The organism is Symbiopectobacterium purcellii (genome assembly GCF_052050035.1).
Classification (GTDB): domain Bacteria; phylum Pseudomonadota; class Gammaproteobacteria; order Enterobacterales; family Enterobacteriaceae; genus Symbiopectobacterium; species Symbiopectobacterium purcellii_A.
Window position 1 is genome coordinate 2058792 of record NZ_CP189882.1, and the last position, 19242, is coordinate 2078033.

Consider the following 19242-nt stretch of genomic DNA (forward strand, 5'->3'; position numbering starts at 1 on the left):
TGAGGTAAGCATATCACCTCTACTTAGGTGGCCAAATTCAGTATGCCACTACAGCCGTAACGCAACGCCTTGGGAGAAGCCGCCGGATGCCAGCACCACCCCTTTGGTTGCACGGATAAACGCGACGGAGCCGGAAGCATCATCGGGAAACTTATAGCCACGCCGCACTTCTGCCCCGAGCACACGTCCTTGTTTGTCAATAATCAACCGCTCCAGCTTAGTGCGCTGTTCAATCACCACGCCCAGTGCTTTGGCCTTCTGGTACTGTTTCACCACCAGCCCGGAACCGGAACGCTCCTTCAGTTGGTGGGCGCGCTTCACCGCGTGGCCGCCATGATAGTTGACCCGATCAAACTCAGCGCCGAGGCTTTTGGCCCACTCCAGCGCCTCCACCGAGTGATCGGCGATGGTGCGCGCCAGTTCGGGGTAGTTCAGCCAATTTCCCGCTTTCATCATGTCCTGATACATCAGCTCCGGGGAATCCTTGATGCCCAGCGCCTGCTGCATGCTGGAGCCTGCCGCCGACAGATCCCCGCCGTTGAGTATCGAGTTTCCGCCAAACAGCGCCATTTTCTCGATAATCAGCACATTCGCCTTGGCGTTACGCGCTTCAATGTCGGCGGCTAATCCGGCGAAACCTGTGCCAATAATCAGCACATCCACAGTAGTATCCCAGTTCTGCGGCACCGGTGCGGGTGGTGCAACGGCAGCAGCAGGGCGAGACAGCGCCATGCCCCCTAACGCGCCCATCATGATACCGGTAGATTTAAGGAAATGACGGCGCCCCTGGGGAGTTGGGTCTTGCTTGGTGTTTTTACTCATAAGATTATCTCCATGTTCAGAAACATCGAATCGAGCTGAGAAAAAATACAATACAATCAAAAGATAACGAAAATTGGCGTGGTGCAGCGAGCAGGCAGAATACGACGGGCGCTCGCGCCTTGAGTCGGCGATGATGCGTTATTTCACCATGAAAAGTAAGGGATTAAACGTGAAGCGTCGCCCAATGTAGGGAATCGGTGTCATAAAGAAAAAAACAATTTATCCGATAACGCCTAAAACCCAGTTTCAAGGAAGAAAAATGATAAAAATCAGTTCTGTTATGATGCTTACATTCTGTCTGTTTCTGACGGGATGCCGGTCGTTTGGGGAATTGGGCGCGCGTGCGCAAGACCCGCCCCATTCCCACTCGAAACGCAACAAAGTGACCCACTTGCCAGAGTCGGATAAAATCACCGTTCTGGCCATACTGGAGAGCCTGTTGCATGCAGGGAAAACATCTGACTCAGAAAGAACGGTTCTACATCGAAAAGCGGCGTGGTGAAGGTGTCAACCAAGCTACCATCGCCAGAGAGCGTGCTCTGCCTCGCTCGACCATCAGCAGGGAACTCAGACGCAATACCGACCCTACTTTCAATGGTGTCTACTGCTGTAGAAGGGCGGACACTCTGGCCCGGGAACGCCGTCATAAGCCTCTGCCAAACAATGCTTTTTACCCGTTGGAGCCACACATTCAGAACTTCATCAGGCAGGCGCTTTCCACTCACTCTTCACCTGAAATCATCAGTGGCCGTTTGCACCTGGAATTCGGTATACCTGTCAGCAAGAATACGCTATATCGCTATATCCTGCAGGAGAGACAGGCTGGCGGGGAGCTATATCAGCAACTTCCTCATCGGGGAAAACGTTACAGGTACAATGCCGAAAACCTCAAATCAGGCCCTATTCCCAACCGTGTTGGTATTGAGTATCGCCCAGCTCAAGCCGAGCTTAAACAGGAGCCTGGCCACTTCGAAATTGACACTGTTTTTGGCAAAGACCAGAAGTCATTCTTGTTAACCATCGTAGATAACGCATTGAAAACCGTCATCATTCGCAAACTGCCTAATAAGCGTGCGGAGACTGTGGTTGCTGCTTTCAGGGACATTGAAGCTAATACCTTTTGCAAGTTTAAGACCCTAACAGCTGATAACGGCCCTGAATTCGCTCTGCACGAGCAAATTACTCAAATCACAGGGGCGCAGGTCTACTTTGCCCATCCTTATCATTCCTGGGAGAGGGGCTTGAATGAGCACACCAACGGGCTGATACGACGTTTTTACCCAAAGGGAACAGACTTCAGTCAGGTCAGTCATCGTAAGATTGCCGAACTCGAACACATACTCAATACAAGGGGCAGAAAATCGCTGGGCTATCGTTCCCCCAATGAGGTATTTTTAACGCACTTACTGGTGGCATAACCCTCTACCGTTTTGTTGCGTTTCGAGTGGGAATGGGGCATTTAGCCGAGATATTATGCAAGGCTAGATAGAATAATTTTAGCACCGAGTCATCCGTTGGAAATATTCGTCGCGTTTTCGTTATCTTGCGCAATGAAGCATTTAACGACTCTATCGCGTTGGTGGTGTAGATAACCTTGCGGATCTCCGGCGGAAAATCAAAAATGACGATGAGACGTTCCCAATTATTTCTCCACGATGGGCTGATCGTCGGGAACTGCTCATCCCATTTGGCCGCGAAGGCATCCATGGCCTCTTCAGCGCCCTCTAGCGTTGCGGAACTATAGATAGTGCGGAGGTCAGCAGCAACGGCTTTACGCTCTTTCCAGCCGACGTAGCGCAGCGAGTTCCGCACCTGATGCACGATGCAGAGCTGTACCCGCGTATGCGGGTAAACAGCTTCAATGGCATCAGGAAAGCCCTTCAGGCCATCGCAGCAGGCGATGAAGATGTCCTGTAGCCCACGATTTTTCAGTTCTGTCATTACAGATAACCAGAACTTGGCCCCCTCGGTTTTGGCTATCCATAGCCCCAGCAGCTCTTTTTCGCCCTGGCCGTTGATGCCTAGAGCCAAGTAAACAGACTTGTTGGTCACGGCTCCGCCGTCCTGGCTTTTGACCACAATACAGTCAAGGTAAACAATGGGATAAAACGCATCCAGCGGCCTTTGCTGCCAGCGCTTAACGTCATCCATCACGGCATTGGTGACTTGAGAAATGAAGCCAGCGGAAACATCGACCCCGTAGACTTCTTTAAAGTGAGCCTGAATATCACGGGTTGATAGCCCTCTGGAATAGAGAGAAATAATGCGGTCATCGAAGCCGTTAAGCTGCTTTTCGTGCTTACCGATCAGTGCCGGCTAGAAGGTACTGTTGCGGTCGCGCGGAATATCGAGCTCGAGCGCCCCATTTTGGCTACGTACGCTCTTGGATGTCTTGCCATTGCGGGAGTTGCCTGAATTATTACCAGCCGGGTCATGCTTAGCATACCCAAGGTGTATCTCCATCTCAGCTTGAAGAACCCGTTCCGCCAGTCTTTTAGTCAGCACCTTGAGTAGGCCTGATTCACCCAGAAGCTCCTGAGGGGAGTGGCAATCCTGAAGCAGTTGGTCAATAAGTTCGTTGCTGATAGGCATTTTTTGTCCTCTGAAGGTTTTCCTCAAAATGCCATTTACACAGATCTTTTTACACTCTCCTTAAGATCACTCAGGCTTTGTTGAATAATTTAAGATACTGATTTATATAAGCATTATAAAATTTCAACGACTAATTTTTCCTCTCGGAATGCTTTTTATTGTGCTAACTATTTGATTTGTCGTTCTAACAAAATACATTCTCTGTAAATGCATTCTAACTAAAGAAGATGTAAATCAAACGGTTAAATTATTCAACAAAGCCGATCACTCAATACTCATGTTTTATTTTTTATATATTATTCATTTGGTTGTGTTTTTTATGTTTTGCATTATTTGATCTTGATGTGAATTTTCATGATTCTTTTATCACTTTAAGTGATTGTCAGTGCGATTTAACGGTGATAGATTGGTGTTAAGTTATCGTGTTTAATCTTTTTATGATTACTTGTAATTTTTTAATTGCCGATTAATGATGAGGTCAAGCCATGAGCAAGATAGAAACCATTACCCGCGAATCCTGGATCCTGAGCACCTTCCCGGAATGGGGCACCTGGTTGAATGAAGAGATCGAACAAGAGCAGGTTGCCGCTGGCACCTTCGCCATGTGGTGGCTGGGTTGTACCGGGATTTGGTTGAAATCAGAGGGTGGGGCCAATATTTGTGTCGATTTCTGGTGCGGCACCGGCAAGCAGAGTCACGGTAACCCTTTGATGAAAAACGGGCACCAGATGCAGCGCATGGCGGGGGTGAAAAAATTGCAACCTAACTTGCGCACCACGCCGTTTGTGCTGGATCCGTTCGCTATCTGCCAGGTGGATGCCATTTTGGCGACGCACGACCATAACGACCACATTGACGTCAATGTCGCCGCCGCCGTGCTGAAAAATTGCAGCGCGGAAGTGCCCTTTATTGGTCCTCAGAGCTGCGTGGATCTCTGGGTGGGCTGGGGAGTGCCGCGCGAGCGTTGCATCGTGGTGAAACCGGGCCTGGTTGTCCGTATTAAAGATATTGAGATCCATGCGTTAGATGCGTTTGACCGCACCGCATTGATCACCCTGCCGGTGGAACAAAAAGCAGCGGGCGTGCTGCCGGATAGTATGGATCTGCGCGCGGTGAACTACCTGTTCAAAACCCCCGGGGGCAATCTGTATCACAGCGGTGATTCCCACTATTCCAACTACTACGCTAAACACGGCAATGAGTATGACATTGACGTGGCGTTGGGCTCATACGGAGAAAACCCGCGCGGTATTACCGACAAGATGACCAGCGCGGATATCCTACGCATGGCCGAGGCGTTAAATGCCAAGGTAGTTATTCCCTTCCACCATGATATTTGGTCGAATTTTCAAGCTGATCCGCAGGAAATTCGCGTGCTGTGGGAGATGAAAAAAGACCGCCTACAATACGGTTTCAAACCCTTTATCTGGCAAGTCGGTGGCAAATTTACCTGGCCGTTGGACAAAGATAATCTGGAATATCACTATCCGCGCGGCTTTGACGACTGCTTCACCACGGAACCCGATCTGCCGTTCAAATCTTTCCTGTAATTTGCGATCGAGTGCGCGACGTGGCAAACACGTCGCGCTATGCCTGTCATACTTCGACGCGAATTATTGCGGGCATATGATGATTGATGCGCATTTATGATAAATTATGATGTAAACTTTTCACGTCGACGCCATGACGCGCCGCTTCTTGTTACCGGACGACCTATGACTGAATCTCAGCGCCATCATGCCATCATTGATTTTCTGCAACGTCAGGGGCAACTCACCGTCTCCGATCTGATCGTGAATTTTGACGTTTCTCCCGCCACTGCGCGTCGCGACATCAACAAACTCAATGAATTGGGCAAATTGCGCAAAGTGCGCAACGGCGCTGAGGCCGTTAACCTGCCGCGCCCGGCCTGGACACCGCTCAATATCTATAAGGCGCAGAATCTGGATGAGAAGATGCGCATCGCGCAGGCGGCCGCCGCGCTGTGCAACCCCGGTGAAAGCGTGGTGATTAACTGTGGGTCAACGGCGTTTTTGCTGGGGCGGGAGATTGTCGGGCGTGATATTCAGGTGATTACCAACTATCTGCCATTGGCGAATTTCCTGATTGAGCAAGAGCACGAAAGCGTAGTGATCATGGGGGGGCAGTACAACAAGAGACAGTCGATCACCCTGGCGCCTCAGGAAGGGGATGCGAGATTGTATGCCGGTCACTGGATGTTCACCAGCGCTAAAGGGCTGACGACGGAAGGGCTGTATAAAACCGATATGCTGACGGCGATGGCGGAGCAAAAGATGCTGAGCTACGTCGGCAAACTGGCGGTGGTCGTGGACAGCAGTAAAGTGGGTCAACGTGCGGGCATGCTGTTTCGCCGTGCCGATCAGATTGACGTGGTGATCACTGGGAAGCAGGCTGACGCCACTATTGTTGAGCAACTGCGAGCACAAGGTGTTGAGGTGATACTGGTGTAATCGCAGGTGCTAAAGAAGACGTTTGTTGTCTTTTGATTGCACTCGCGTAAAAAAATCACGCTGAGGTGCGCGTGGCCGCCGGGTGAGCGGCATGGATGCCGCAAAAGTCCCCGCCGCGTCTGGAACGCGTCGGGGACGGCCCGATAGTGGGCACGAACGCCGAAGGCACCGCGCAGCGGCGTGATGCTCCGCGAAAAGCCTTGAGTCACGAGGCGGCGGTGATTGAGCGCCTCGTGTCGGGCGCGTGCTGCAACGGTTGCAGATAACGACGTTGGCTCACGCGCACGAAATATTCACCTTACTCACAGAGATGCGGCACCAAGGTTTGCCCCAAATAGCTTATTTTGTAAGCGCAGTCGTGATGCGCTCGAAGTCCTCGAACGAACAGAAGCCTTTGTCGTTAGTCGGACACTCGCTAAGCGTTAGCGTCACACGCTGCGGGGGATTGGCACGGTTCAGTGGTGCCAGCGTAGCGAGCTGTTCAGTCGATTGATACACGTATTCCACTTTCAACAGCGCCTTGTTATTGGCGTTATCGCGCCAGCGTTGGAACACTACCTTGCCGCCGATCGGCGTGGTTTCCAATTGGTGCGGCAGGTGGTACGGTTTCACGCCCAGTGCGGAGAGCAGAGACGCGACGTTTGAATCGTGGCCGACCAGGAAGGTGAATTTGGGCTGCTGCTCGCCAAACGAACCGGACAGCGCTTTGACCAGATTGGCCGAGACGGCTTTGGCAACCACCGGTGCACTAAATACTACGCTGTTGTAGTACTCTTTGATCGAGACCAAATCAGCCAGTTGCTTCTCATCTTTGATGCGCCCCCAGCCGATCTGGTTAATCGGTGTGCCTTCGTAGTATTGCAGAATAAAGGCATCAGCAATCGAGGTGCCGGTTCTCAGCGGACCCACAACACCCGGCTCTTTACCTGCCTCAATCTTCACGTCAGTTTCCTGAGCCATCAGGTCGCACTGTTTATCCTGCTTGCAGTTGGCGGAATCCTTGTAGCGAATGATCTCGGCCATCTGCTGATACACCGGTTTCAGCCGTTCATTGAGCCCTTTCACCCCACCTTGACCGGATTTTTGATTAATGGAGTCGATGGCCTGCTGTTTAAACGTGGCGCTGTCATTGCGGATGATGGGGTTAAAGGTGGCATCCATCGTACCCAATTTTTCTTTGTGTACTACCGGCACCAGACAACCGGGGAACGCGCCCACGGCGAAATATTGTGCGGTAGAGATGGTGCGTTGCAGGCTGTTGGCATAGAACGAGACGTCTTTATCCGTCGGGCAGGTATCGGCAGCCAGCAGGCGGTTATCTACCAGCCATTCGCTAAAATAGTGGCCGAAATAGGCTTCCAGCACGCCGCCGCGCGTGGTCAGGTAACTGCTGGGGGTATCCCACTGTGGCCAGGCATCGGGCGTGACCTTGCCGAGTGCGCTGCTCGGGCTGGCTAACGGGGCGCGCAAGCCGTGACGACTAAACACCACGACCTGTTCGAGCGTGTAGCCATCATGTGCGGCGGCTGGGAAAGTGAGCGCTGCGGGCAGTAACAGCGGGAGACAAAACAGTACTTTTCGTTGTAAAGACATAGCGATGCTCCTGTTGAGTGAATAGCATGTGTGCGCCTGACTCGCGTAACGGATGCGTGAAAACGCGATCTTTCTCATCATGGGAGTCTGTAAAGAATTTCGTGTAAATGGTTCCATCGCTTAACCGGAAATCCGATCTCCATACATCAACATGAATTGGCTCATAGCCGGTTTCCAGTCTCTGATTGGTAGGGTCCATTTAGCCGAGATATTATGCAAGGCTAGATAGAATAATTTTAGCACCGAGTCATCCGTTGGAAATATTCGTCGCGTTTTCGTTATCTTGCGCAATGAAGCATTTAACGACTCTATCGCGTTGGTGGTGTAGATAACCTTGCGGATCTCCGGCGGAAAATCAAAAATGACGATGAGACGTTCCCAATTATTTCTCCACGATGGGCTGATCGTCGGGAACTGTTCATCCCATTTGGCCGCGAAGGCATCCAGGGCCTCTTCAGCGCCCTCTAGCGTTGCGGAACTATAGATAGTGCGGAGGTCAGCAGCAACGGCTTTACGCTCTTTCCAGCCGACGTAGCGCAGCGAGTTCCGCACCTGATGCACGATGCAGAGCTGTACCCGCGTATGCGGGTAAACAGCTTCAATGGCATCAGGAAAGCCGTTCAGGCCATCGCAGCAGGCGATGAAGATGTCCTGTAGCCCACGATTTTTCAGTTCTATCATTACAGATAACCAGAACTTGGCCCCCTCGGTTTTGGCTATCCATAGCCCCAGCAGCTCTTTTTCGCCCTTGCCGTTGATGCCTAGAGCCAAGTAAACAGACTTGTTGGTCACGGCTCCGCCGTCCTGGCTTTTGACCACAATACAGTCAAGGTAAACAATGGGATAAAACGCATCCAGCGGCCGTTGCTGCCAGCGCTTAACGTCATCCATCACGGCATTGGTCACTTGAGAAATGAAGCCAGCGGAAACATCGACCCCGTAGACTTCTTTAAAGTGAGCCTGAATATCACGGGTTGATAGCCCTCTGGAATAGAGAGAAATAATGCGGTCATCGAAGCCGTTAAGCTGCTTTTCGTGCTTACCGATCAGTGTCGGCTCGAAGGTACTGTTGCGGTCGCGCGGAATATCGAGCTCGAGCGCCCCATTTTGGCTACGTACGCTCTTGGAGGTCTTGCCATTGCGGGAGTTGCCTGAATGATTACCAGCCGGGTCATGCTTAGCATACCCAAGGTGTATCTCCATCTCAGCTTGAAGAACCCGTTCCGCCAGTCTTTTAGTCAGCTCCTTGAGTAGGCCTGATTCACCCAGAAGCTCCTGAGGGGAGTGGCAATCCTGAAGCAGTTGGTCAATAAGTTCGTTGCTGATAGGCATTTTTTGTCCTCTGAAGGTTTTCCTCAAAATGCCATTTACACAGATCTTTTTACACTCTCATTTCCCTGCGACTCATACTTTGGGTCATCTGATAACGCCACAATGCCTGCCTATACTGACGACTGGTGTAATGGCTTCCTTGGTCACTATGAAACATGACTTGTTTCGGATGCCCACGCAGTTCCCAAGCCATTTGTAGTGCTTTGGCTGTTAATTCTAAATCTGGCGAAAACGACATTGCCCAACCCACGGGTTTTCGGGCAAATAAATCTAATACCACCGCCAGATACGCCCATCGGTCGCCTGTCCAAATATAGGTTACATCGCCGCACCAAACCTGGTCAGGCTTGGTAACAGCGAACTGCCTATTGAGCAGATTTGGAATATCAATACGTTCATTTCCACCGCGGTTGTATTGATGTTTTCTTGTTTGGCAACTAACGAGGGTTAATTCTTTCATCAACTTACCCGCTAACCACCGCCCAAGTTTCACGTCGTGTGTATTGGTAACGGCTTTGTTGAATAAATCGAACTTTCAGGGGATCGCCGGATCAAAGCACTATCATCGCTCCCGATAGCAGCTCCCCATGGCAAAGCAAAAGTTTAAAATCACCAACTGGCCCACCTACAACAAAGCACTCAGACAACGCGGCTCCCTGACGGTCTGGCTTGATGAGTCGGCCATCGCTGCATGGACTGACAGTTCTTCGCCTGAAGGTCGTGGTCGGCCGCTTTACTACACCGATATGGCTGTTATAGCTAAACGACTTAATTTTGATTACATTATTTAAATGAGCTATTCAATTGATTTTAGACGTAAAGTGATATCTACACGGAAAAACGAAGGGTTGAGTATCCGAGAAACAGCGAAGCAATTTCGGATTGGCCCTGCCTCTGTATCGCGTTGGATTAATCAAATAGAGTCAAAAGCATCGACCACGCGTCAGCGAAAGATCGATAAATCCGAGTTGATAAAAGATGTTGAACAATATCCAGATGCTTACCAAAAAGAACGTGCAGAGCGTTTTGGCGTTTGTCAGAAGGCCATTTGGCAAGCGCTTAAAAAGCTGGGATTGACCTATAAAAAAAACTCTACGTCATCCGAAAGCCGACGAAAACGCCCGGCAGGGATTTCAACAAAAAAAACAACAGTATGAAAAAGAAGGTAAACCTATTGTTTTTATTGATGAAAGTGGTTTTTCACACTATGCCCCACGGACTCACGGCTATTCCCCAAAAGGTCAACGGTGTTTTGGCCTGAAGAACTGGGGAGCTAGGGGAAGAACAAATGTTATCGGCGCTTTATTAGGCACAACGCTGTTTGCTATCGGATTATTTGATATCAATATTAACAGCGATGTTTTCTATGCCTGGGTCACACAAGTCCTTATCCCAGTACTCCCTAAAAACAGTGTAATCATGATGGACAATGCCACTTTTCACAAAAAACATAATATTCAACAAGTCATCATCGATGCAGGGTATATGGTGGAGTATTTGCCTACATATTCGCCAGATCTTAACCCAATTGAGCATAAATGGGCACAAGCAAAAAGCAAAAAAAGAGAGATGGGTTGCGATACAGAGAGTTTGTTCTCAGTCCATATGGTGTAATCAAAATTAAGTCGCTTGGCTATACCACGGTTTTGATGATAAAGCGCGTGTTTAACCTGTCGCTCCGGGCATTACAGGGCTTTGTCGACTCGGTTTTTACACTGATGAGCCTGCCACTGCGCTGCCCGGACTACTCTCTGGTCAGTCGGCGGGCAAAAACCGTCAGTATCAGCATAAAAACGCCAACGCGTGGTGAAATATCGCATCTGGTCATCGACAGTACCGGTCTGAAGGTCTTTGGCGAAGGTGAATGGAAAGTCAGGCAGCATGGGGCTGACAGACGAAGAGTGTGGCGCAAGCTTCATCTGGCAGCAGACAGTGCGACGCATGAGATTATCTGTGCCGACTTATCGCTCAGCGGAACGACAGATGCGCAGGCACTGCCGGGCCTGATTAACCAAACCCACCGAAAAATCAGGGAAGTGTCAGCAGACGGTGCTTATGACGCCCGTTACTGCCACGATGCGTTGCTAAGAAAGAAAATCAGGCCCCTTATCCCGCCGCGAAGCGGAGCCAAATACTGGCCGGACAAGTACCATGAACGTAACCATGCGGTGGCGAATCAGCGTCTGAGCGGGAGTAATGATATGTGGAAAAAGAAAGTGGGTTATCACCGGCGTTCAGTGGCAGAAACAGCGATGTTCCGCATAAAAACTTTGCTGGGTGGCCATCTGAGCCTGCGTGACTATGAGGCTCAAGTAGGTGAAGCCATAGCGATGGTCAAAGCGCTGAACCGTATGACGTTGTTGGGTATGCCACACAGCGTCAGGATAGGATAACAGGTGTAGCAGAGGGAGTCATCCTGTCGGCTAATTCTGATTTATTCAACAAAGCCATTGGTAACCATCGTGGCGATAGTCCTTGCGCCCGCAGACCCGACACTAACGTTCCACGCTTCGCTGACCAGGCTACGTTTTATCGTCCGCTCAATATCTGGCTCCTTAGGTCGACACCAATAGCGATAACTGCTTCGGTGAACATTAAAAATACGACACAACGCTTTCACTGGATAAAGCGCTCTTAGCTTTTCAACTACCGAGAATTTTTCAGTGAGTCGGACATTAAGAGCGCAGTAGCCTTTTTTAAGATGGCATTCTCCATTTCCAGTCGGTGGATTTTTTTCTTCATTTCTCTGAACTCAATTTGTTCAGGTGTTAATGGCAGACCAGGCGATGTTTTCCCTTGACGTTCTAAACGAAGGGCTCTTACCCACCGGCTAATCGCTGAAAGACTGACGTTCATGGCTTTCGCGGCTTCCTGGTAGGTATAATTTTGGTCAAGGACTAATTTGGCGGTTTCACATTTAAATTCAGCAGTAATTATTTTACTCATTTTGGCACCTATAAAAATTATGAGGTAAGCATATCACCTCTACTTAGGTGGCCAAATTCAGTATGCCACTACAATAGTGGAGAGAACGCACAGCTGGATGAATCGCTTTCGTCGGGTTCTGACTCGCTGGGAGAAGAAAGTCGAAAATTATGAGGCGATGCTGCATTTTACCTGCGGCATCATTGTCTGGAATAAAATCCTTTTGGGATAGGTTCTAAGCAACATGTGCCCTAAATAATTCGAGTTGCAGGAAGGCGGCAAGTGCAGGAACCCCGATGACCTTACTCAAGTCAGTGATTCGGGTGAGTGAGCGCAGCCAACGCGTCTGCAACTTGAAGTAGGACGGGCATCTTGAACAGTTTGTTTTCAGGAGGTTTACCGTGGGATATGCCACTATCAACCCGTACACGGGTGAAGTCATTAAAACGTTCCCTGACGCCACTGACGCAGAAGTCACTGACGCCATCAGTCAAGCACACAACGCTTTCCTGGCATGGAAAGAAACCCCGTTTTCCACCCGAGGGGCCATTCTACAAAAAGCTGCCACACTGCTACGTCAACATAAAGAAGAAATGGCGCGACTGCTGACGCTGGAAATGGGCAAGCTGGTCGCAGAAGCACGAGCCGAAGTGGAACTATCCGCTCAAATTTTCGAGTACTACGTTAAGCATGCGGAAGGGCTGCTGGCCCCCGAAACGCTGCCCGTCGCCAACCCGAAAGAAGCAAACCGCGCAGATCGTGCACGAACCGCTGGGCGTGCTGCTCGCTATCGAGCCGTGGAATTTCCCTTACTATCAGATCGCTCGCATCATCGCACCGCAACTTTCTGCCGGTAACACCATTCTGTTGAAGCATGCTTCCAACGTGCCACAAAGTGCAGCCCGGTTTGAAAAACTGATGCATGACGCCGGTTTACCTAAAGGGGCATTTACTAATCTGTATGCCACCCGCAAGCACATCGAAATGATCCTCAACGATCCGCGTGTGCAGGGCGTAGCCTTGACCGGTTCAGAAGGCGCGGGCGCCACCGTTGCCCAGCAGGCCGCACTTGCCCTGAAGAAATCCACGCTGGAATTGGGCGGTGCCGATGCTTTCGTGGTGTTGAAAGATGCCGAACTGGAGAAAACCGTCAAGTGGGCCGTGTTTGGCAGCCACTGGAACGGCGGACAGGTGTGCGTCTCTTCCAAACGCATGATCATTGAAGACGCCGTGTATGACGCGTTTCTCGATCGCTACACCCAGGGCGTTGCTGCGTTGCGCACCGGCGATCCGCTGGATGAGAACACCACGCTGGCCCCGCTCTCTTCCCAACAGGCCGCTGATGAAGTAAGACAGAAGATTCAACTGGCGGTGTCGCACGGCGCAACCGCATTGGAAGTAGGCCCGAAAGTGCCGACCAAGGGTGCCTTCGTACAGCCGACTATACTTACCGACGTTACGCCGGACAATCCCGCCTACCATATGGAATTTTTTGGCCCGGTCTCTATGCTGTTCCGTGCTAAAGATGAAGATGATGCGGTACGTATTGCCAACGATTCACAATTCGGTCTCGGGGGTTCAGTGTTCACCCGTAACTGCAAACATGGTGCTGAGGTTGCTGCTCGCCTGTCCACCGGGATGGTGTACGTCAAACACCCAACCCGCGTGAAGGCCGATCTGCCGTTTGGCGGTATCCTCCGTTCTGGGTATGGCCGCGAACTGACCGGACTGGGCATTAAAGAGTTTGTGAACCACAAGCTGATTTCTGTTGTTGATATTGATGCTGAATTTTAAGGAAATACCATGAGCACCCTACGACTATTGGGCATCGCGGGCAGCGCAAGCCGCTGTGCCAGAGGATACCACCCTCGAGATCGCCGATCTGCTGGATGTACCGTTCTACAATGCCGATCTGACCGAGATCCCCGCTGCCGTGCAGCGCATCGCGCGTCAGGCGCAACAGGCTGACGGGTTTGTCTTTGCCTGCACCGAGTACAACTACTCCGTGGCACCGGCATTGAAAAACATCCTCGACTGGCTTTCACGACTGCCAGACAGCCAACCGCTGAGCGGCAAACCCGTAGCGCTGATGGGGGCTGGCGGCGGTATGGGAACCTCGCGCGCGCAGTATCACCTGCGCCAAAGCGCCGTGTTCCTGAATCTGCAACCGCTTATAGCCAACCGACTTAAAAATGATTACAGCCGATGCCCTGATATATGGCAAAGAAGCATAGCTGGCTGTTATCAAAATAATGTCGCTTAGCTATAACAAGCCGGAAGTGTTTGCTAACGCATTGCTGGCGGTTTTGACGATCAGGGCAATTTGCATGACGAAAAAATTGCGGCACTGATCGGCGAACAGATGAACACGTTGGTCGCGGCAATCAAAGCCACCCACTAATCAACGCATTACTGCCTGTACCGTCCTGCTTAAAGGCGGTACAGGCCTATTCACACCCGTCGAGACGTCTTGCCCTGTGTTAACGCTGGTATAAATAGGCTTTGTTGAATAATTTAAGATACTGATTTATATAAGCATTATAAAATTTCAACGACTAATTTTTCCTCTCGGAATGCTTTTTATTGTGCTAACTATTTGATTTGTCGTTCTAACAAAATACATTCTCTGTAAATGCATTCTAACTAAAGAAGATGTAAATCAAACGGTTAAATTATTCAACAAAGCCCTGCAAACGCTGAGTACCATTCGCCTGGTGAACAACATGCTGGATATGGCTCGTATTGAAGGAGAAGGCTTCCGTCTGCAAACCGATTGGGTCGCGCTGGATGAGGTGATTGGCGGCGCGCTGAAATCCCTTGAAGCACTTCTGCCCGCCGAAGCGGTGCAATTGGATCTGCCGCAGGAGATAGTGTTGCTTCAGGCCGATGGTGCGCTGCTGGAACGGGTATTCGCGAACTTGCTGGCAAACGCATTGAAATACGCGGGCAGAACGCGGGCGATAGGCATTCGTGCTCGTGCGTTGCCGGGGAAAATCAGGATCGAGGTATGGGACGATGGCCCCGGAATCACCTCGGGCAGCGAACAGCATATTTTTGAGAAATTCACCCGGGGCAATGAGGAGTCCTCCATTCCGGGCGTAGGGATGGGATTAGCGATTTGTCGTGCGATCGTGATGCTTCATCACGGGGAGATCAGTGCAGCAAATCGGCCAGAAGGGGGAGCCTGTTTTACGGTTCAACTTCCCCTGTCGCCGGTGCCGGAAATGGTGGAATCTTCTTAATAAATAGCCTGTAAATCAATGTAAAATACTTGAACTCATCCAACATTGTCGGTAAAAAGGTGACGGGTGTTAGCCACATGTTGTGGTGAAACAGGTTTGTGCGTTGGTCGGGCCGCCACGCGGAGTGATAACAACCATGAATCGACACCTGTCCCCGCAGGGCATTCCTCGTGCTCAGCGTTTGGCGGAACGTGCTTTCGCCACCCTTGAACGTTTTCTCCATATTGAAGCGGTAAGCGGCATTGTGCTGCTTGTGGCTGCTGCTACGGCATTGGTTTGGGCCAACTCGCCGTGGGCGGAAAGCTACCATGCGCTGTGGCATCTACCGATCTCTTTTAGCATTGGCAACACGGAAATCGCGCATTCACTGCATTTCTGGATCAACGACGCCTTTATGACCCTGTTCTTCTTAGTGGTCGGCATGGAGATCCGTCGTGAAATTCACGAAGGTGCGCTGAGCAGCCTGCGGCAAGCTATGCTTCCGATCGCTGCCGCCGTGGGCGGCGTGATAGTACCCTCGCTGATCTATCTGAGTTTGAACAGCGCGCCGTTGCAGCAACAAGGCTGGGCGGTGCCGACGGCAACGGATATCGCGTTTGCCGTCGGTGTGCTGGCACTGTTGGGGAAAGGCATTCCCGGCAATGTGCGGGTGTTTTTGCTGGCGCTAGCCATTATCGATGACATTATTGCCGTCTTGATTATCGCGTTCTTCTACTCCGGTGGGCTTGAATACCACGGCTTGCTCCCCGTACTGGTGGGCGTATTGCTGGTGTTTGGGCTACAGAAGATTGGTATTGGATCGGCGTGGGCCTATGTCATTCCCGGCATCATCGTCTGGTTGGGCTTTTTGCTCACGGGAGCGCATCCGACATTAGCGGGCGTCGTCTTGGGGCTGATCACCCCGGTGCCCCATTCCCTCTGAGGCTCTCTGCCTGTTACAACCCACCTTCCGGCCGATTGGCTGAACTCGGGCTGCGCCCATCAATCCGCACGGAACTCATCTGCACCTGGAACGGCGGGAACGGCATCTCCATGTTGTTCTCGCGGTAGGCTTCCAGAATCAGCTGGTGAATCTCATGACGCAGCGGCATACGATGCCCCATTTCTGCGGCAAAGATACGCAATTCGAAAATCTGGATACCCTGACGTAAATCCACCAGAAAGGCTTCTGGCGGCGGGTTTTCCAATACCAACGGACAGCGTTTCACCGCATTGAGCAGCAGTTCAGTCACTTTTTGGCTATCGGCATTGACCGGTGCTGGAATGGTCAGCACCACGCGCGTTACAGAATCGGACAGTGACCAGTTGATAAACTGTTCGGTGATAAAGGCCTTGTTGGGCACGATGATCTCTTTTCTGTCCCAATCGGTAATTGTGGTCGCTCGGGTATTGATGCGCATGATGCTGCCGGTGAGATCGCGAATGGTCACGGTGTCGCCAATGCGGATCGGTTTTTCAAACAGAATGATCAGACCGGAGATAAAGTTGGCGAAGATCTCCTGCAAACCAAAGCCCAGACCTACGGTCAGGGCGGCAACCAGCCATTGGAGCTGTGACCACTCAATCCCGATAAATGAGAACCCCACCATGCAGCCAATCAGCATTAGCATGTATTTGCTAACGGTGATAATGGCATAGCCAGAACCGGGGGAGAGATCGAGGTGCTGAAGCAATGCCAGCTCAAGCAGCGCGGGCAGGTTACGCACCACCTGCGTCGTGATACTGAAGATCAGAATCGAGATCAACACCGCCCCGAGGGTAATCGGCTGTAACTTATCGACCCCTTTCACCGTACTGGTGACTTCCCACAGATTGATGTTTTCCAAAAAGCTGAACGCGGAGTGGATTTCTGACCACAGGACAATCACCGACACCAGTGCGATCAGTGTCAGAATGGATCGTACCAGTTGCAGCGATTTGGCGCTGATGGTATCCAGATCGACCAACGGCTCTTCGATGGTGTCTGAGGTGGTTTCCACTAAGATCCCCGATTCTTCTTCACCGCGGGCACGCTGCGCCAATATTTCGGCACGCCGCTGCTTGGCTCTGTCAAACGCGATGCGTCGGCGTTGGATCAGCATCCAGCGCCGTATCACGTGGTACACCACCAGCAGGAAGAACCAGATAGCGACCGAGGTTTCCAAGCGCACCAGCAAGGCTTTCGACGTGGCCAGATAGCCAACACCCGATGCCAGCGCCGCAATCAGGGGGGCACTGATCATCAGGTTCCACAGCGCACGGTTGATGGTGTTTTCTCCTGAACCTTCCTTGTTCAGGTAGAGCGGAATACCGGCCCGTTTCAGGCTGGTGGTCACCAGGCTCAACGCCAGACACAGCAAAATAAAGCACAATCTCCCCAGCGTGCTGGAAAACTCGCGTTCGTTGAGTTTTTCAAACGTGATGATCGCCATGATCAGCGGAACAATAAAAGCGATCGACAATCGGTAGTAGCGCATGGCGCGCGCGACGCGCTCGGGTGACCAGCGTAAGTGAGCAATGAACAGCCCATTCGAATGGGCGAAGGAGGCGCTGACCATCACCAGCCACATCAGCGGGACGGTGGCAGTCACGCTGTCACCAATCGCAACGGCGATGGGGTAGGGCCAGGCGTTTTGCAAGCCGTACCCCAATGCCGCCCACAGCACGGGCAGCGGGAGCGCAATCAGTAGCGAGTAGAACAGAGTACGCAGCGTCAGCGAAAAATGATCGAGGGTGACTTTGCCGATACGGCTGCTGGCGCGTTCTAAAAAGGCGTTGTAGTGACGACGTGAACTGATACCGAAGCCGACCAAAATCAGCGCCCCCATCAGTGGGAACGCGGTTTCCCGACTGGTCACCACCATGATAACGGCGCTGCTGAGCTGCGTGAAGGTATCCAGCGAGAGCAGATGGTAAAGTGCCTGCACTACCTGTACCGGGAAGGCGAAGGAAATAGGGTTCACATCGGCAACCCAGAACAGATAGCGGTGCACCGCCTCGCGGATTTCCAGCAGCGCTTCTTCCAGTTGGCTGGTCGCTACTTTTAGCTTGGTCAGTTCAAGGATCTGCGCATCGGTGCCGGAAATCAGCGATGTGAGTAAATCACGCTGGGTACGAATTTGATCGCCAAGTACACATTGCTGACTGTTGCTATTGGGCGTGCAGTTTTCTTGCCTCGGGCGTTCTGCGGTGCGAGCGGCGCTGAGCAGGTTTTCATAGCGTAACCGTTGTACGCGTAACTGGGCCATGTCGGTGTCCAGCCGTTGCGGTTGCGGCATGTCCGGCAGGCGCGCTACCTGCGCACGCAGTGCTTCACCCAGTACGGTCGATGCCCCAATCCACTGAGCCTGCTCGCGCAACGTGCTGAGCGCTTGCCGCACTTGCTGCGTTTGGGTGGTTGCCTGACGCTGCTGCGAGGCGATCAAATCGAGATGTTGTGCCTGCTGATTCAGTTCCTGCGACAATTCGCGGTTGAGCTTTAGCTGTTCGCTAATGACTGCGGGTAAATCATCACCGCGTTCCACCAACTGCTCAGTGCGTTCGAGCACTTTCTCCGCTTCACGCTGGCGTAAACTGTTGATACTGGAACGTAATGTTTGTAGCTGCTGATCCAGCTTATCGTGGCGCAACTGGTAGAGTTCCACGCGTAAGCGCGAGAGCTCCTGGCGATTACTGGCGGAAAGCTGGGCCAGTTCCAGCTCATCAACCCTGCTTTGGCGCAGCGCCTGCTGGGCTTGCAATAACACTAACTGCGCCTGGACCAGCGGTGTGACAGGGTTGCCTAACGATTGGATTTGACGATCGATTTCATTTAATACCCGGCTGGCTTCGGTTTGCTGTTGCGGCAGTTGGGCCAGAGAATCGATCACTTCACGCAGCCGCTCGCGTTCCTGTTGCAGTTGGCGCGATTGATCCAGCAGTTGGCTGCTGGTTTGCACCACTTTTTGCTCCAGATCGACAACCGAAAGCTTGTCGTTAACGGCGGTGGTTTTATTTTCTTCAGCCGCCAGCAGACGGCGCAGTTCCTGCGTCAGTTTGGGGAAATCGTCAATAACGTGTTGATATTGTTCTGTGCGTGCCAGCGACTCTTTGCGTTCCTGCAAGATGTTTAACGCCAGACGAAACTGCTCGACAATATCCGCTTGATCGGGGGTATTTTTATTGGCTTCTGCCTGTTCCAACTGTTGGCGCACCAGCGCCTCGTTAGGCACAGGTGCCGCCAGCGCGGTGACAGAGAGCAGAACAGCAGCAAAGAAAATCACGAGTTGACGCACGATGGTTCCCCC

Annotated in this window: 13 protein-coding genes and 7 pseudogenes; 13 read left to right on the forward strand and 7 right to left on the reverse strand. The window is 51.7% G+C overall.

Translation table 11 applies throughout. The features are described from left to right. Positions 1 to 48: 48 nt before the first annotated feature. Positions 49 to 753 (reverse strand): FAD-dependent oxidoreductase, encoded by a 705-nt coding sequence (locus ACQGXV_RS15015; protein ID WP_440866787.1) that lies wholly within the window; start codon positions 751 to 753, stop codon positions 49 to 51. A 512-nt stretch (positions 754 to 1265) separates the two neighbouring features. Between ACQGXV_RS15015 and ACQGXV_RS15020 the strand changes: the two genes are divergently transcribed. After that, a complete protein-coding gene (locus ACQGXV_RS15020) occupies positions 1266 to 2240 on the forward strand; it encodes an IS30 family transposase (RefSeq protein ID WP_440866788.1) in 975 nt (324 codons plus the stop codon). Positions 2241 to 2244: 4 nt separating this feature from the next. Here ACQGXV_RS15020 and ACQGXV_RS15025 read toward each other — a convergent pair. Next, positions 2245 to 3414: pseudogene (locus ACQGXV_RS15025) on the reverse strand (IS256 family transposase). A gap of 485 nt (positions 3415 to 3899) precedes the next feature. Between ACQGXV_RS15025 and ulaG the strand changes: the two are divergent. After that, positions 3900 to 4964 carry an L-ascorbate 6-phosphate lactonase gene (gene ulaG, locus ACQGXV_RS15030; protein WP_440866789.1) on the forward strand — a complete coding sequence of 355 codons (1065 nt, stop codon included), beginning with the start codon at positions 3900 to 3902 and terminating at the stop codon, positions 4962 to 4964. Between the two features lie 165 nt (positions 4965 to 5129). Beyond that, positions 5130 to 5885, forward strand: coding sequence for an HTH-type transcriptional regulator UlaR (gene ulaR, locus ACQGXV_RS15035; RefSeq protein ID WP_440867439.1), 756 nt, complete (start codon positions 5130 to 5132; stop codon positions 5883 to 5885). A gap of 339 nt (positions 5886 to 6224) precedes the next feature. Here ulaR and agp read toward each other — a convergent pair whose 3' ends face one another. The 3 genes and pseudogenes from agp to ACQGXV_RS15050 form a co-directional block, all read right to left on the reverse strand. Next, the gene (gene agp, locus ACQGXV_RS15040) at positions 6225 to 7478 is read right to left on the reverse strand and encodes a bifunctional glucose-1-phosphatase/inositol phosphatase (RefSeq protein ID WP_440866790.1); all 1254 of its coding nucleotides are present in this window, start codon (positions 7476 to 7478) and stop codon (positions 6225 to 6227) included. A gap of 120 nt (positions 7479 to 7598) precedes the next feature. After that, positions 7599 to 8810 carry an IS256 family transposase gene (locus ACQGXV_RS15045; protein WP_440866792.1) on the reverse strand — a complete coding sequence of 404 codons (1212 nt, stop codon included), beginning with the start codon at positions 8808 to 8810 and terminating at the stop codon, positions 7599 to 7601. Between the two features lie 64 nt (positions 8811 to 8874). Then, a pseudogene (locus ACQGXV_RS15050) lies at positions 8875 to 9300 on the reverse strand (IS3 family transposase); the annotation flags it as partial. Between the two features lie 97 nt (positions 9301 to 9397). Here ACQGXV_RS15050 and ACQGXV_RS15055 point away from each other — a divergent pair. From ACQGXV_RS15055 to ACQGXV_RS15070, 4 genes and pseudogenes are all read left to right on the forward strand, one after another. Further along, positions 9398 to 9565 (forward strand): annotated as a pseudogene (locus ACQGXV_RS15055) (transposase); the annotation flags it as partial. A 36-nt stretch (positions 9566 to 9601) separates the two neighbouring features. Beyond that, entirely contained in the window at positions 9602 to 9967 is a 366-nt protein-coding gene (locus ACQGXV_RS15060; protein WP_440862584.1) for an IS630 transposase-related protein, read from the forward strand. Beyond that, positions 9891 to 10424: an IS630 family transposase gene (locus tag ACQGXV_RS15065; protein WP_440867440.1), complete on the forward strand. Its 534-nt coding sequence runs from the start codon at positions 9891 to 9893 to the stop codon at positions 10422 to 10424. The genes ACQGXV_RS15060 and ACQGXV_RS15065 overlap by 77 nt, the downstream gene beginning before the upstream one ends. Before the next feature lie 14 nt (positions 10425 to 10438). Next, positions 10439 to 11203: pseudogene (locus tag ACQGXV_RS15070) on the forward strand (IS5 family transposase); the annotation flags it as partial. Positions 11204 to 11262: 59 nt separating this feature from the next. Here ACQGXV_RS15070 and ACQGXV_RS15075 read toward each other — a convergent pair. Continuing rightward, a pseudogene (locus tag ACQGXV_RS15075) lies at positions 11263 to 11756 on the reverse strand (transposase); the annotation flags it as partial. Between the two features lie 73 nt (positions 11757 to 11829). Between ACQGXV_RS15075 and ACQGXV_RS15080 the strand changes: the two are divergent. The 6 genes and pseudogenes from ACQGXV_RS15080 to nhaA all read left to right on the forward strand — a co-directional run. Beyond that, positions 11830 to 11967, forward strand: a pseudogene (locus ACQGXV_RS15080) (IS5/IS1182 family transposase); the annotation flags it as partial. A gap of 169 nt (positions 11968 to 12136) precedes the next feature. Next, entirely contained in the window at positions 12137 to 12592 is a 456-nt protein-coding gene (locus ACQGXV_RS15085) for an aldehyde dehydrogenase family protein (protein ID WP_440866794.1), read from the forward strand. Beyond that, entirely contained in the window at positions 12495 to 13529 is a 1035-nt protein-coding gene (locus ACQGXV_RS15090) for an aldehyde dehydrogenase family protein (protein ID WP_440866795.1), read from the forward strand. The genes ACQGXV_RS15085 and ACQGXV_RS15090 overlap by 98 nt, the downstream gene beginning before the upstream one ends. Positions 13530 to 13578: 49 nt before the next feature. Further along, positions 13579 to 13998: pseudogene (locus ACQGXV_RS15095) on the forward strand (NADPH-dependent FMN reductase); the annotation flags it as partial. Positions 13999 to 14467: 469 nt separating this feature from the next. After that, positions 14468 to 14977 carry an ATP-binding protein gene (locus ACQGXV_RS15100; protein WP_440866796.1) on the forward strand — a complete coding sequence of 170 codons (510 nt, stop codon included), beginning with the start codon at positions 14468 to 14470 and terminating at the stop codon, positions 14975 to 14977. A gap of 136 nt (positions 14978 to 15113) precedes the next feature. Beyond that, a complete protein-coding gene (nhaA, locus tag ACQGXV_RS15105) occupies positions 15114 to 15899 on the forward strand; it encodes a Na+/H+ antiporter NhaA (RefSeq protein WP_440866797.1) in 786 nt (261 codons plus the stop codon). 13 nt (positions 15900 to 15912) lie between these two features. Here the strand turns inward: nhaA and mscM are convergent, their stop codons facing one another. After that, on the reverse strand, positions 15913 to 19230 hold the full coding sequence (mscM, locus tag ACQGXV_RS15110) for a miniconductance mechanosensitive channel MscM (RefSeq protein WP_440866799.1): 3318 nt from the start codon (positions 19228 to 19230) through the stop codon (positions 15913 to 15915). Between the last annotated feature and the right edge of the window lie 12 nt (positions 19231 to 19242).